The following is a 13,182-nucleotide window of genomic DNA, read 5'->3' as shown; positions in this document are numbered from 1 at the left end:
GGTGCCTTGCCCGGCAATGGTGTCCGGGTCGTCATACGGGTGGACGTAGACGTAGCCTTTTTCTTCGACCAGCTTCAGGGAAAACGCCAGCGCCTCGGGGAACGAATCACCGTGCAACACCACCTTGCCGCCGCGTGAACGCACACCTTCGACCTTGATCTCGGGGGTGGTTTTGGGCATGACGATGGTGGCTTTGACCCCCAATACCTTGGCCGCCAGCGCCAGCCCCTGCGCGTGATTGCCGGCCGACGCGGTGACCACGCCCTTGGCCCGTTCGGCTTCGCTCAGTTGCGTCAGCTTGTTGTACGCGCCGCGAATTTTGAACGAGAACACCGGCTGCAAGTCTTCGCGCTTGAGCAATACCTGATTGCCGAGGCGCTCGGACAGCTGGCGGGCCTGCTGCAAGGGGGTTTCAACGGCCACGTCGTAGACGCGCGAGGTGAGGATTTTTTTGGCGTACTGCTTGAGCAAATCGCTCATTGATGGGCTCCTGGTGCGAGAGGTGTTGCCCAGGAGACAGAAAAAACCCGCCTCGAGGGCGGGTTGGGTGCAGCCGTCAGCTAGCCCGCCAAGATAGGAATGGCGGTAATAATAATCGGGCGGACGACATGCGGGGTCAGGTTCATGTCTCGAAGATTATTTCGGATGGCGTAGGCAAGTCAAGCCTGCACAGGCCGTGTCGAGGTGTTCGATGCATTCATTTTTCCGTCACGTTGGCACTTTAAGGTGAAGGCCGTGGTCAGTAATAAAACCAACAGTGAGCATCAGCCAAAGAGGGCATGCGTAATGGACGAATATCAGGAAGAACTGCTTGAATATCAGGCCTTCGAACTCGATCCACTGGAACCGGCCGACGACGCTACCGAGCTGTAAGCGTCAACCGGCTTGACGCTGGCTGCGGCGGAACTCTCCCGGGGTGTGCCCGTTCCAGCGTTTGAAGGCGCGTTGAAAAGCCTCGGCCGAGGCAAAGCCGAGCAAGTAGGCGATTTCACCGAAGGCCAGCTCTGTATCACGGATATAGGTCATCGCCAGGTCGCGGCGGGTGTCATTGAGAATGGCGCGGAACTGCGTGCCTTCGTCGGCCAATTTGCGACGCAATGTCCAGGTCGGCAGCTTCAGTCGTGCGGCCACTTCTTCCAGATTCGGTTCCCGCCCCCCATTCAATAACGGCCCGAGCAACTGAGTGATGCGCTCTCGCAGGCTGCGGGTGCGGGTGAGCTGTTCCAGTTCCTTCTCACACAATTGCAACAAATGCCGCCAAGTGCTGGGGCAGTGGTCCGGGTTGCGTAGCCCGAGGCTCGACTGGCTCAGGCGCAGTTGATTGATGTCGGCAGCAAAACTCACAGGGTTATCGCTCAAGTCGTTGTAAGACACGGCGTAGGCCGGCGCAGGAAACTCGATGTCGACCTTTTCCGCCCGCAGGCGGCAACCGGCCAGACTTGAAAGCTGCTGAATCCAGCTGGCGAGAATCGAATCCACCACAAAGCGGTTGTAGGCGTTGTACGGGCTGATGGAATAGAAACGCAGCCATGCGCCTTGGGCGTCCTCATGAAAGCTCGACTGCCCTCGGTAATTCGAACCGTACAGCGCTTCAAAACGGATCAGGCAGCGTGCCGCCTCGCGCACGGTGGGCGCCTGCGCGGCAGTGACGCCCGCCAGTCCTGCCTGGCTGATACGACTCAACCGGCCCATGCGCAGGCCCAGCCCCGGTTCGCCGGTCAGCTGGATGGCGGCATGCCCAAGGCGCATGTAGCGCGGGATCGACAGGCGTGCACCCGGCTCAGCCAGGCGTGCCGGGTCCAGCCCGTATTGTTCCAGCAACGGCTCCGGGTCCTGGCCGAAACTGCGCACAGCGTCGGCCAGGCTGTGCACGAAGCCTACTGACAAATCACCCAAGCGCACCCGTGGCGAAGTCATCGACTCACAGCCAGAGGTTGATCAAGCGCGCACCATGCCCAGGCTGGTTGGCGCTGATTTGATCGGTGCCGGTCAGCCCTTGGCGATTGGCAAAACTATCGCCGGAGCTGCCCTGATCCCAGAACTGGCCACGCATGAACACACTGATCCCCGCACGTGCGGTACTGGCCGCTGCATGGCCAGTCAGGGTCAGGCGGCGCCAGGCTTCGCCTTCGCTGGTTTCTCCCGGCTTGAGGCTGACGCCCTCAGGTGTCGAGGCACTTTTATAACCCCGCCAGGGTTTGGACCAGAGGCCATGGCCCACGACGAACGCCGGTATGGCAATCAATTCGGCGCCGTTGTTGTTCAATTGTGCGTAATTACGCGGATACCAGCTGTCACTGCCGATCAGCACCCCCAGACGTCCGGCCGGGGTGTCGACGACATTCAGCGCAGCCGGTGTCGCTGGCTGGATGTAATTGCGCTCCGCGAACGTCGGATACAGCTGACGTTGCGGCTGGCCAATTGGCAGGCCGTCGCTGCCGAACACCAGGCTGCTGTTGTACAGAGGGCCTGCGCCGATGTGCAGTTGGCCGTTATCGATGCTCGGTTCGGGCAAAACGATTGAGCCTGCCACCAGTGTCACGGCGAACTCTTTGGCCAGACCGCCGAACAGTGCCTGGTAATCCTTGGCCATGGCCCGTGCTTTCATGCGCAGATGAGCGTCGTCGAGCCGGTTGCTGCCCTTGGCCCGTATCAGCGCGTTGAGGAATTGCAGGGGGTTGCTGACCGACAGCCAGTTCATGGCTTCATTGATCGTCGTGGCTTGATACAACTCATCTTTTTCGCCTCTGGCAAACAGCCAGGTACCGATGTGCTCAGGCAACACCACGATGGTTTTGTCGTTAAGCAGGCCTTGGTCACGGGCTTGTTGCAGGTAGGCCGCCAGCTTGCGGTGCAGATGCTCGAGGCTTTGGTAATCGGTGGGGAACAGCTCTGGCTGGATACCCAGCAGGTTGCCGCGCTCGCCGGGTTGGCCGTCATTCACTGCCAGTTGAATGCGCAGATCCGAAAGATAATGGCCTACGGGGCGTTGCCCGGTCCAAATGGCATAACCGGTGATCATGGCGATCAGCAGCAGGGCAATGGAGACACTGAAAATTTTGCGCATGGGAGACACAGAGAGCAGCCGTGAGCAGGATTCACCGACTAGGGTAGGGCGATGAGCCGCGCTTGCCAACCCTCGCTGTACGTTTGGATCAATAATTTGTCACTTTCAGTCATTGAGTGTGACCGGGCGGCTCTTTAATGTTTGCGCTATGAACAGGTCAGTGGCGTTTGCCTCCTGCCTGAATAATTGACGGGAGCCCATAGAGGCCCCCGCATCCGTGATGACGTTCGATGGAGTTTCTATGGCCGCCGCTCTCTACCCGCACCTGTTGGCCCCGCTGGATCTGGGATTCACCACGCTGCGCAACCGCACCCTGATGGGCTCGATGCACACAGGCCTTGAAGAAAAGCCCGGCGGATTCGAACGCATGGCGGCTTACTTCGCTGAGCGGGCCCGTGGTGGTGTTGGCCTGATGGTGACCGGCGGTATCGGCCCCAACGATGAAGGCGGGGTGTATTCCGGCGCGGCCAAGTTGACCACGGTTGAAGAAGCGGACAAACATCGCGTCGTCACCAAGGCCGTGCACGAGGCGGGCGGCAAAATCTGTATGCAGATCCTCCACGCCGGACGCTATGCCTACAGCCCCCGGCAAGTCGCTCCAAGCGCGATTCAGGCGCCGATCAACCCGTTCAAGCCCAAAGAGCTGGACGAAGAGGGCATCGAAAAACAAATTCAGGATTTCGTCACCTGTTCGACCCTGGCGCAGATCGCCGAGTACGACGGCGTTGAAATCATGGGCTCGGAAGGTTATTTCATTAACCAGTTCCTGGCCTCTCACACCAACCATCGCACCGATCGCTGGGGCGGTAGCTATGAAAATCGCATGCGCCTGCCAGTGGAAATTGTCCGTCGCGTGCGCGAGGCGGTAGGCCCGAACTTCATTATTATCTATCGCCTGTCGATGCTCGATCTGGTGGAAGGTGGCAGCGTCTGGGAAGAAATCGTGCAGTTGGCCAAAGCCATCGAGGCGGCTGGCGCAACCCTGATCAACACCGGCATCGGTTGGCACGAGGCACGAATCCCGACCATCGCGACCAAGGTTCCGCGCGCGGCTTTCAGCAAGGTCACGGCTAAATTGCGCGGCTCGGTGAGCATTCCGCTGATCACCACCAACCGCATTAACACCCCGGAAATCGCAGAGCAGATCCTCAGCGAGGGCGATGCCGACATGGTGTCCATGGCGCGGCCGTTTCTGGCGGATGCGGATTTCGTCAACAAGGCCGCCGCCGGTCGCAGTGACGAAATCAACACCTGCATCGGCTGTAATCAGGCCTGTCTGGACCATACATTCGGTGGCAAATTGACCAGTTGTCTGGTCAATCCGCGCGCCTGCCACGAGACTGAGCTCAATTACCTGCCCGTGCAGCAGATCAAGAAAATCGCGGTGATCGGTGCTGGTCCCGCCGGTCTGGCTGCGGCAACGGTGGCCGCCGAGCGTGGGCATCAGGTGACATTGTTCGATTCTGCCAGCGAGATCGGTGGTCAGTTCAACGTTGCCAAACGGGTGCCGGGCAAGGAAGAGTTCTCCGAAACCCTGCGCTATTTTTCTCGCAAGCTGCAAACCACGGGTGTCGAGGTCTGCTTGAACACCCGGGTGGCGGTCAGCGATCTGCTGGGTGCCGGTTACGACGAGATAATTCTGGCGACGGGCATTGCCCCGCGTACTCCGGCTATTCCCGGCGTCGAGCATGAAAAAGTGCTGAATTACCTCGACGTGATTCTGGGGCGTAAGCCAGTAGGGAAAAGCGTCGCAGTGATCGGCGCGGGCGGTATCGGTTTCGACGTGTCGGAATATTTGGTGCACAAGGGTGTGTCCACGAGTCTTGATCGCGCTGCGTTCTGGAAAGAGTGGGGCATCGACGCGACGCTGGAAGCGCGTGGTGGCGTCGCCGGAATCAAGGCCGAGCCGCAGGCTCCGGCGCGTCAGGTGTTCCTCTTGCAGCGCAAGAAAACCAAGGTCGGTGATGGCCTGGGTAAAACCACTGGCTGGATTCATCGCACGGGCTTGAAGAACAAGCAGGTGCAAATGCTCAACGGTGTCGAATACCTGAGCATCGACGATGCAGGCTTGCACATCCGCATCGGTGAAGGTGAACCGCAGCTTTTGCCTGTGGATAACATTGTCATTTGCGCGGGTCAGGACCCGTTGCGCGAGCTGTATGACGGCTTGGTCGAAGCCGGACAGAACGTGCACCTGATCGGCGGCGCGGACGTCGCTGCCGAACTGGACGCGAAGCGCGCGATCAATCAGGGTTCGCGGTTGGCGGCCGAGCTCTAATGCCCCTTTGTCGCGAATGAACCCGAGTCGCCGCTCTGCCTGAAAAAACCAAAGAGGCCGCAATGCTAGACTGCGGCCTCTTTGGTTCACCGACTCAATCGCAATGTTCCCGCCACTCCCCAGCCCACCGAGCGCTCCCCTTGAACCCTTGCATCTGCCCTGGCTAAAACAGGCCGGTGTCGAGGTGGCTGTCCTGCGTCTGGACTTGATCGACCCGCTGATTTCCGGCAACAAGTGGTTCAAGTTGACTCATCATCTGGCGGCGGCAGCCGAGGCCGGTGCTGAAGGCGTGATCAGCCTGGGTGGTGCGCATTCCAACCATCTGCATGCCTTGGCCGCCGCGGGCAAACGCTTCGGTTTTCCCACCGTCGGCCTGCTGCGCGGCCATGCGCAAGACACCCCGACAAGTCTTGATTTGCAAGCATTTGGCATGCAGTTGCACTGGCTGGGTTACGCCGGTTATCGCGCTCGGCATCAGGCGGATTTCTGGTTGCCATGGCAAGCCCGTTACCCGCACCTGCACCCGGTACCCGAAGGCGGCGGTGGATTGCTCGGTGCTTTGGGGTGTGCCGATTTGGTGGTTCAAGCGCGCCGCCAATTGAGTCAACTGGGTTGGGACGACTATCACGCCTGGTGGTTGGCGGCAGGCACCGGAACCACCCTGGCCGGGCTGGTCCTGGCCGAAGCAGGCGCCCACCCGGTCTATGGCGCGCTGGCGGTGCCGGACGACCACGGTGTCGCCGAGCACGTCTCTGCTGTCATCGAGCAGGCTAACGAGCGCCATTGCAGCTATTACCTGCAGGACGCGAGCCGCGGTGGCTTTGCCAAGACCGATCCGCACTTGCTGGACTTCATCTCCGCCAGCGAAGCCGACAGCGGCCTGCCACTGGAGCCGCTGTACACCGGCAAAGCGCTACTGGCTTTGCATGATCAGGTGGCGGCGGGGTTATTGGCCCGAGGCACTCGCTTGATTTTTGTGCACTCCGGCGGCTTGCAGGGGCGGCGCGGGATGGAGGCGAGGACCCCGCTCTGATTCTCATGGCATGAATCCTGCGACCTTCATTCGGTCACGGGTCGGCCCTGAGTACGCGGATGACACTTCTGGAGTCAGTAGATCTCGGCGCGGCCCCGATAATCGATAACGTGTAATCGATACCTTCCTGATGAGCGCGCCGAGGTCAGTATGACAACCCAAGCAATGAAGGCGGTAGACCCTGCTACCTTGAGACGCGTGATCTGTGCGGCGGCCATCGGCAACTTCGTCGAGTGGTTCGACTTTGCGGTGTACGGCTTTTTGGCGACGACTATCGCTCAGCAGTTTTTCCCCAGCGGTGACCCCAGCGCCGCGTTGTTGAAGACGTTCGCTGTCTTTGCCGTGGCGTTCGCTTTTCGGCCCTTGGGCGGTATTTTCTTCGGCATGCTCGGTGACCGGGTAGGGCGCAAGAAAACCCTGGCCTTGACCATTCTATTGATGGCGGGTGCGACCACGCTGATCGGCGTACTGCCCAATTACGCGGCAATTGGCGTGCTGGCGCCGGTGTTGTTGACCTTGATCCGCTGTGCCCAAGGGTTTTCTGCCGGGGGCGAATACGCAGGCGCCTGTGCTTATCTGATGGAGCATGCACCGCGCACCCAACGCGCCTGGTATGGCAGCTTTGTGCCGGTCTCGACGTTCTCCGCCTTCGCCTGCGCGGCGGTGGTGGCCTATGCGCTGGAGTCGTCGTTGTCGCTGGATGCCATGAGCACTTGGGGCTGGCGCTTACCGTTTCTGCTGGCGGCTCCGTTGGGGCTGGTCGGGTTGTATCTGCGCTGGAAGCTGGATGAAACCCCGGCGTTTCAGGCCGTCGCCAATGAGGCGGCGGTGGCCCATTCCCCATTACGCGAAACCTTGCGTACCCACGGTGCTGCGATCTGCTGCCTGGGCGCGTTCGTGTCGCTGACGGCGCTGTCGTTTTATATGTTCACCACCTACTTCGCCACGTACCTGCAAGTCGCAGGCGGCCTGAGCCGGGCCACGGCATTGCTGGTGTCGGTGATCGCGCTGATTTTTGCCGCGGCGATCTGCCCATTGGCCGGGATGTTTTCCGACAGGGTCGGGCGGCGGGCGACAATGGCGAGCGCTGGCGTGTTGTTGCTTGTGGTGGTGTATCCCGCATTCCTGATGGCCAGTTCCGGCTCGTTCATTGCGTCGATCATTGGCGTGATGTTGTTGGCGGTGGGGGCGGTGCTCTGTGGTGTGGTCACGGCGGCCTTGCTCTCCGAAACGTTCCCTACACGTACGCGTTACACCGCCTCGGCGATTACCTACAACATGGCCTACACGATTTTTGGCGGTACCGCGCCGCTGGTTGCCACCTGGTTGATCACCACGACCGGTAGCAACCTGTCCCCGGCTTTTTACCTGATGGCCGTTGCGGTGCTGGCGCTGGCGGGTGGATTGGCGCTGCCGGAGACATCGAAGATTTCACTGCACGGCGCTGATGGCTCAGATGAATTTGAAGTGTCGCCGCTGGGATCTGTCGCTTAGCGAATACCCCTACTGATGCTTTTGGATGCACTGGCATCAGGGAGAATAAACCTTGCCTGCCAGGCAAAGTCCGCAACAAAAAATGGCATTCATGCGCTAAAAAGTGGCACATTGGCGCCGCCACTGTCGGCGGCATCCTTTGCAATCACGGTTGTAAAGCGCATACCCATTGTTACGGATGATCTTCATGGCTATCAGCAATACTCAGTCCAGCCCGGTCCCGCCCTTGGCCGCGAGCCAAAGCAGTCCGCTGGTCATGCGCATCATTGGTGCCGTGGCCCTGGCGCATTTGATCAACGACCTGATTCAGGCAGTACTGCCGTCGATCTATCCGATGCTCAAGGCCAATTACGGGCTGAGTTTCACTCAGGTTGGATTGATTACCCTGACCTTTCAGATCACTGCATCGCTGTTGCAGCCGTGGGTGGGTTATTACACGGATCGTCATCCGAACCCGCTGTTATTACCGGCCGGTGCTATTTGTACGTTGGTGGGGATTGTCATGCTGTCGATGGTCGGCAGCTTTCCGCTCATTCTGCTGGCGTCGGCATTGATCGGCGTCGGTTCTTCGACGTTTCACCCGGAGGCGTCGCGTATCGCCCGACTGGCCTCGGGTGGCCGCTTTGGCCTGGCCCAGTCCACTTTTCAGGTCGGTGGCAACGCAGGGTCGGCATTTGGCCCTCTGCTGGCAGCCGCCATCATCATTCCGTTTGGTCAGGGCAATGTCGCCTGGTTCGGGCTGTTTGCGGTGTTTGCCATCGGCTTGCTGTACGCGATCAGCCGCTGGTACCGCGCGCACCTGAACCTGTTCAAACTCAAGGTAGGGCAGCAAGCGACCCACGGCCTGTCGAAAAACCGGGTGATCGGCGCGTTGATGGTCCTCGGCTTTCTGGTGTTTTCCAAATACTTCTACATGGCCAGTTTCACCAGTTATTTCACGTTTTACCTGATCCAGAAATTCGACCTGTCGGTGGCCAGCTCGCAACTGCACCTGTTCCTGTTTCTCGGTGCGGTGGCCGCCGGTACGTTCTTTGGCGGCCCTATCGGCGACAAAGTCGGGCGTAAAACGGTGATCTGGTTCTCGATTCTTGGCGTGGCGCCGTTCACCTTGATGCTGCCTTACGCGGACCTGTTCTGGACCAGCGTGCTGAGCGTGATCATCGGCTTCATTCTGGCCTCGGCGTTTTCGGCCATTGTGGTGTTTGCTCAAGAGCTGGTGCCAGGCAACGTGGGGATGATCGCCGGGGTGTTCTTTGGCTTGATGTTCGGTTTCGGCGGGATTGGCGCGGCGTTGCTCGGTTACCTGGCGGATATCCACGGGATCATCTACGTGTACTCGCTTTGCTCGTTCCTGCCACTGCTGGGGATTTTTACGGTTCTGTTGCCCAACACCAGGAAAGTCTGATCACCGATCACTGCATAGATTCCGGTCGAACGCTCAGACGGACGGCATTGGCACGGCGATTGAGGCGACGGCATTAGTGGTGTTCCCCAGATAGGGCCACTGATCCGAGACCAGAAACAGGCGCTCGGCCTCTTCCCAATCGCCGCCACCGTTTTCGGTCAAACGCACCAAGAGCTGTGCTGGCGCCAGCGGGTCCAGTTGCAGCAGCCACTCCTGCAACTGATCGGCCTGCCAGGTCTGCGCTTCGCTGTAATGAGCCGGGGCCAGCCAGGCATGGCGCGGCAGGGGTTGCCAGCGGCCTGCGGGGCTTTGCGCGATGAAATCCGGCCAGTCATGCTGATGCAGCCAGCGTCCGTTCAGGTGCTGACGGTGCGCGCCCGCCGGTGATTGTGCTTTTCCGGGCCATGGATAAAGCAGGTAACCCCCCAGCCACAGTTCAGCGCTGAACTGGCGAATGTCCAGCGCATCAAGGGCTTCACGGGCTTCGGGTCGTGCCGAGATCGGCAGTTGGTGCTGGCTCAGGTGCGCGAGCTTGCGGTCCAGCCGGTCATGACAACCCGGTCCCAGCCATTGTGCGGGGTCCTTGCCATTGCCCCGTTGCGGCCCCAGATAGAGTTTGATCGCCAACTCCACGTGGTGCACGCCGTCCCGGTCACGCAGGAGCATGTCCAGCTCCCCCAGCGTGTGACCGGCCAGGCGAATGGGTAAATTGGCGGCGATCATTTCAACGCCGGGTGCCTGCTGCACGGCAAATTGCCAAAGCCGCTCGTAATACAGACCCAGGCGTCGGGTGGCGCCCAGTGCCAGCCAGTGATTCAGGGCGCTGCTGTTCTGATCCAGGCGCAATAACCAGTCGGCCAGCACGTGCGGCGCCTGCACCCAATCACTGCCGGTCAATGGGTGACGTTGCGGCCAGGGCGTTTCGGCGAGCATCGGCGGCGCGAGGATGACCCACGCCAGGTCGCGCACTTCGGGGTGGCGCAACTGGCGGGGCAGGTCGAGTAGGCTCGGGAATAAAGTCATTCAGCGAGAATAGCCTGTGTTGACGGGGTTGCGTCATTCGCGAGGATGGCCGGGCAGGCAAATAATCCGCGCCGGTTTGCCGCTGGGCAGGCCTTTCACCCATAATCGCTTTCTTTGAGTCGTATCGAATCCCGCAGGAGCCCCATGGAGCAATTTCGCAATATCGGCATCATTGGTCGCCTCGGCAGTTCGCAGGTGCTTGATACCGTTCGCCGACTGAAGGCGTTTCTGCTCGAGCGGCACATGCACGTGATCCTCGAAGACACCATCGCCGAAGTCTTGCCGGGGCATGGTCTACAGACATCGACGCGTAAAATGCTCGGCGAAGTCTGCGACATGGTCATCGTCGTCGGCGGTGATGGCAGCCTTCTGGGTGCCGCCCGGGCCTTGGCGCGTCATAACGTGCCGGTGCTGGGGATCAACCGGGGCAGCCTGGGGTTCCTCACCGATATCCGTCCCGACGAGCTGGAAGTGAAAGTCGCCGAAGTGCTCGACGGCCACTATCTGGTGGAGAATCGCTTCCTGCTGCAGGCTGAAGTGCGGCGCCATGGCGACGCCATCGGTCAGGGGGATGCGCTCAACGACGTGGTGCTGCACCCCGGCAAATCGACACGGATGATCGAGTTCGAGCTGTATATCGACGGCCAGTTCGTCTGCAGCCAGAAGGCCGACGGCCTGATCGTTGCCACGCCGACCGGCTCGACTGCCTACGCGCTCTCGGCGGGCGGGCCGATCATGCACCCCAAACTCGACGCTATCGTCATTGTGCCGATGTACCCGCACACCCTGTCGGGCCGGCCGATCGTGGTCGATGGCAACAGCGAATTGAAGATCGTCGTGTCCAAAGACATGCAGATCTACCCGCAAGTCTCGTGTGACGGGCAGAACCATTTCACCTGCGCGCCCGGTGATACGATCAACATCAGCAAGAAGCCGCAAAAGCTGCGGCTGATTCATCCTCTGGATCACAATTATTACGAAGTCTGCCGCACCAAGCTTGGCTGGGGCAGCCGGCTCGGTGGTGGAGGCGATTGATGCTCGATCCCGCGCGTAGCTATGATCTGATCGGTGACGTGCATGGTTGTGCCCATACCCTTGAGCACTTGCTCGACACCCTCGGTTACCGTTTTCAGGCGGGCGTCTGGCGCCACCCTGAACGTATCGCGCTGTTTCTTGGCGACATCATCGACCGTGGCCCGCGGATCCGCGAAGCACTGCACATCGTTCATGACATGGTCGAAGCGGGTCAGGCCCACTGCATCATGGGCAACCATGAATTCAATGCGCTGGGCTGGAGCACGCCGGCTTTGCCGGGCAGCCACAAGCAATTCGTGCGCGAACATACACCGCGTCACGCGCGGCTGCTTGAGGAAACCCTGAGCCAGTTCGACCAGCATCCTCAGGACTGGCATGACTTCCTCGCGTGGTTCTACACGATGCCGCTGTTTATCGATGCCGGCCGGTTTCGCATGGTTCACGCCTGTTGGGACGCGGGTTTGATCGAGCCGCTGCGGGCGCAGTACAGCGACGGTTGCATTGATGAGCACTTTGTTCAGGCATCCGCCGAGCCAGGCAGTTTCGCCAGCAACGTTTTCGACCGTCTGCTGCGTGGGACAGACATGCGCCTGCCGCATGGCCTGACCCTGACCGGCGGCGATGGCCTGACCCGTGCGTTTTTCCGCACCAAGTTCTGGGAAGACGACCCGCAAACGTACGGCGACGTCGTGTTTCAGCCGGACGCCTTGCCGGATCTGGTCGCGAAGACACCGTTGTCGCCTCTCGAAAAAAATGCCTTGTTACGCTACGGCATCGACGAGCCCTTGCTGTTCGTGGGTCATTATTGGCGCAGTGGCAACCCCGCCCCAATCCGGCCGAACCTGGCCTGTCTGGATTACAGCGCCGTGCTTTACGGCAAACTGGTCGCCTATCGGCTGGACCAGGAAACCTGCATCGACCCACGCAAATTCGTCTGGGTCGATGTTGAACGTCCAGAGGCTGTGCAATGAGTCCTGTTGCAGTACTACGCTTGCCGTTGACCACTGATTTGAGCGGCTTCGTCGGCTTGTTGCGACGTCTGCGCGTGCCTCATCGCGTCAGTGAAGAGGCGGGCGAGCAAGTCTTGTGGGTGCCAAATGCGCAGTTGGCAGATGACATTCGAGTGCTGTATCAACGCTTCCCCGAAGGCGATCCTACCTACGAATTGCCCGCTGCCGAGCTGGGGGCTACCTACGCCCGGCCTGGCTTTGTCCAACAATTGCGCAACAGCCCGGTTACAACCCTGGTGTTGCTGCTGTGCCTGGTGGTGGGCGCCGTTACCCTGCTCGGTGATCAGTTCGACACCCTGAGCTGGCTGACTTTTCTCGACTTCCGCGTGCGGGGTGACTACATCACCTTCATGCCACTGGCCGACAGTCTGGCAGCGGGGCAGTGGTGGCGGCTGGTCACACCGATGCTGGTGCATTTCGGTATTCTCCATCTGGCGATGAACGGCATGTGGTACTGGGAACTGGGGCGGCGGATCGAGTCGCGCGAGGGCAGTTGGCACTTGCTCGGGCTGACGTTGCTGTTCAGCCTGGTGTCCAACTACACCCAATATCTGGTCAGTGGGCCGACCCTGTTTGGTGGTCTGTCGGGAGTGCTCTACGGCTTGCTCGGCCATTGCTGGATCTTCCAGTGGCTGGCGCCGAACCCTGTTTATCGTCTGCCCCGTGGCGTGCTGATCATGATGTTGGTCTGGCTGCTGCTGTGCCTGTCGGGTCTGATCAGCATGCTGGGCTTCGGCGCCATCGCCAACGGCGCTCATGTCGGCGGCCTGATCATCGGTTGTATTACGGGCCTTGTAGGCGGAGCTTTAGCTCGCCGGGCTGGTTAAAATTGCGTCC

12 protein-coding genes are annotated in these 13,182 nt (G+C 60.3%); 8 read left to right on the top strand and 4 right to left on the bottom strand.

All coding sequences use genetic code 11. The features are described from left to right. A partial coding sequence (locus K0F75_RS09390) for a pyridoxal-phosphate dependent enzyme (protein WP_219061693.1) occupies positions 1 to 471 on the bottom strand: 471 nt, incomplete at its 3' end. A 264-nt stretch (positions 472 to 735) separates the two neighbouring features. Here K0F75_RS09390 and K0F75_RS09385 point away from each other — a divergent pair. Then, complete coding sequence (locus K0F75_RS09385) at positions 736 to 873, top strand: hypothetical protein (RefSeq protein ID WP_219061700.1); 138 nt, start codon at positions 736 to 738, stop codon at positions 871 to 873. Between the two features lie 3 nt (positions 874 to 876). On the opposite strand, the gene K0F75_RS09380 is transcribed toward K0F75_RS09385, so the two are convergent. Both K0F75_RS09380 and K0F75_RS09375 read right to left on the bottom strand, forming a co-directional pair. Next, a complete protein-coding gene (locus K0F75_RS09380) occupies positions 877 to 1,917 on the bottom strand; it encodes an AraC family transcriptional regulator (RefSeq protein ID WP_219061596.1) in 1,041 nt (346 codons plus the stop codon). A gap of 4 nt (positions 1,918 to 1,921) precedes the next feature. Continuing rightward, complete coding sequence (locus tag K0F75_RS09375) at positions 1,922 to 3,067, bottom strand: carbon-nitrogen hydrolase family protein (protein ID WP_219061595.1); 1,146 nt, start codon at positions 3,065 to 3,067, stop codon at positions 1,922 to 1,924. Between the two features lie 241 nt (positions 3,068 to 3,308). On the opposite strand from K0F75_RS09375, the gene K0F75_RS09370 reads away from it, so the two are divergent. The 4 genes from K0F75_RS09370 to K0F75_RS09355 all read left to right on the top strand — a co-directional run bounded on the left by K0F75_RS09370 (position 3,309) and on the right by K0F75_RS09355 (position 9,277). Continuing rightward, positions 3,309 to 5,345 carry an NADPH-dependent 2,4-dienoyl-CoA reductase gene (locus K0F75_RS09370; protein ID WP_219061594.1) on the top strand — a complete coding sequence of 679 codons (2,037 nt, stop codon included), beginning with the start codon at positions 3,309 to 3,311 and terminating at the stop codon, positions 5,343 to 5,345. 103 nt (positions 5,346 to 5,448) lie between these two features. Next, complete coding sequence (locus K0F75_RS09365; RefSeq protein ID WP_219061593.1) at positions 5,449 to 6,378, top strand: 1-aminocyclopropane-1-carboxylate deaminase/D-cysteine desulfhydrase; 930 nt, start codon at positions 5,449 to 5,451, stop codon at positions 6,376 to 6,378. A gap of 150 nt (positions 6,379 to 6,528) precedes the next feature. Then, positions 6,529 to 7,872 (top strand): MFS transporter, encoded by a 1,344-nt coding sequence (locus K0F75_RS09360; RefSeq protein ID WP_219061592.1) that lies wholly within the window; start codon positions 6,529 to 6,531, stop codon positions 7,870 to 7,872. A 187-nt stretch (positions 7,873 to 8,059) separates the two neighbouring features. Next, positions 8,060 to 9,277, top strand: a complete 1,218-nt coding sequence (locus K0F75_RS09355) for an MFS transporter (RefSeq protein ID WP_219061591.1) — start codon at positions 8,060 to 8,062, stop codon at positions 9,275 to 9,277. 33 nt (positions 9,278 to 9,310) lie between these two features. Here the strand turns inward: K0F75_RS09355 and K0F75_RS09350 are convergent, their stop codons facing one another. Beyond that, on the bottom strand, positions 9,311 to 10,300 hold the full coding sequence (locus tag K0F75_RS09350; RefSeq protein WP_219061590.1) for a DUF1853 family protein: 990 nt from the start codon (positions 10,298 to 10,300) through the stop codon (positions 9,311 to 9,313). A gap of 144 nt (positions 10,301 to 10,444) precedes the next feature. Between K0F75_RS09350 and K0F75_RS09345 the strand changes: the two genes are divergently transcribed. From K0F75_RS09345 to K0F75_RS09335, 3 genes are read left to right on the top strand one after another with little or no spacing between them, the layout of a single operon-like run. Next, positions 10,445 to 11,335, top strand: coding sequence for an NAD(+) kinase (locus tag K0F75_RS09345; RefSeq protein ID WP_219061589.1), 891 nt, complete (start codon positions 10,445 to 10,447; stop codon positions 11,333 to 11,335). Continuing rightward, positions 11,335 to 12,306 carry a metallophosphoesterase gene (locus K0F75_RS09340; protein ID WP_219061588.1) on the top strand — a complete coding sequence of 324 codons (972 nt, stop codon included), beginning with the start codon at positions 11,335 to 11,337 and terminating at the stop codon, positions 12,304 to 12,306. Before K0F75_RS09345 ends, K0F75_RS09340 begins: the two co-directional genes overlap by 1 nt. Continuing rightward, on the top strand, positions 12,303 to 13,172 hold the full coding sequence (locus tag K0F75_RS09335; protein ID WP_219061587.1) for a rhomboid family intramembrane serine protease: 870 nt from the start codon (positions 12,303 to 12,305) through the stop codon (positions 13,170 to 13,172). The genes K0F75_RS09340 and K0F75_RS09335 overlap by 4 nt, the downstream gene beginning before the upstream one ends. Positions 13,173 to 13,182 lie beyond the last annotated feature (10 nt).

The sequence above is a fragment of the Pseudomonas sp. UMAB-08 genome (assembly GCF_900095225.1).
Lineage (GTDB): Bacteria > Pseudomonadota > Gammaproteobacteria > Pseudomonadales > Pseudomonadaceae > Aquipseudomonas.
The sequence above is the reverse complement of the archived record's forward strand: the minus strand, read 5'-3'. Positions and strand labels throughout refer to the sequence as shown.

Excerpts from the sequence above, each read along its gene's own strand:
- K0F75_RS09335 (WP_219061587.1), top strand. The coding sequence starts at position 12,303 with ATGAGTCCTGTTGCAGTACTACGCTTGCCGTTGACCACTGATTTGAGC.
- K0F75_RS09370 (WP_219061594.1), top strand. The coding sequence starts at position 3,309 with ATGGCCGCCGCTCTCTACCCGCACCTGTTGGCCCCGCTGGATCTGGGA.
- K0F75_RS09340 (WP_219061588.1), top strand. The coding sequence starts at position 11,335 with ATGCTCGATCCCGCGCGTAGCTATGATCTGATCGGTGACGTGCATGGT.
- K0F75_RS09380 (WP_219061596.1), bottom strand. The coding sequence starts at position 1,917 with ATGACTTCGCCACGGGTGCGCTTGGGTGATTTGTCAGTAGGCTTCGTG.
- K0F75_RS09365 (WP_219061593.1), top strand. The coding sequence starts at position 5,449 with ATGTTCCCGCCACTCCCCAGCCCACCGAGCGCTCCCCTTGAACCCTTG.
- K0F75_RS09360 (WP_219061592.1), top strand. The coding sequence starts at position 6,529 with ATGACAACCCAAGCAATGAAGGCGGTAGACCCTGCTACCTTGAGACGC.
- K0F75_RS09345 (WP_219061589.1), top strand. The coding sequence starts at position 10,445 with ATGGAGCAATTTCGCAATATCGGCATCATTGGTCGCCTCGGCAGTTCG.
- K0F75_RS09355 (WP_219061591.1), top strand. The coding sequence starts at position 8,060 with ATGGCTATCAGCAATACTCAGTCCAGCCCGGTCCCGCCCTTGGCCGCG.
- K0F75_RS09375 (WP_219061595.1), bottom strand. The coding sequence starts at position 3,067 with ATGCGCAAAATTTTCAGTGTCTCCATTGCCCTGCTGCTGATCGCCATG.
- K0F75_RS09350 (WP_219061590.1), bottom strand. The coding sequence starts at position 10,300 with ATGACTTTATTCCCGAGCCTACTCGACCTGCCCCGCCAGTTGCGCCAC.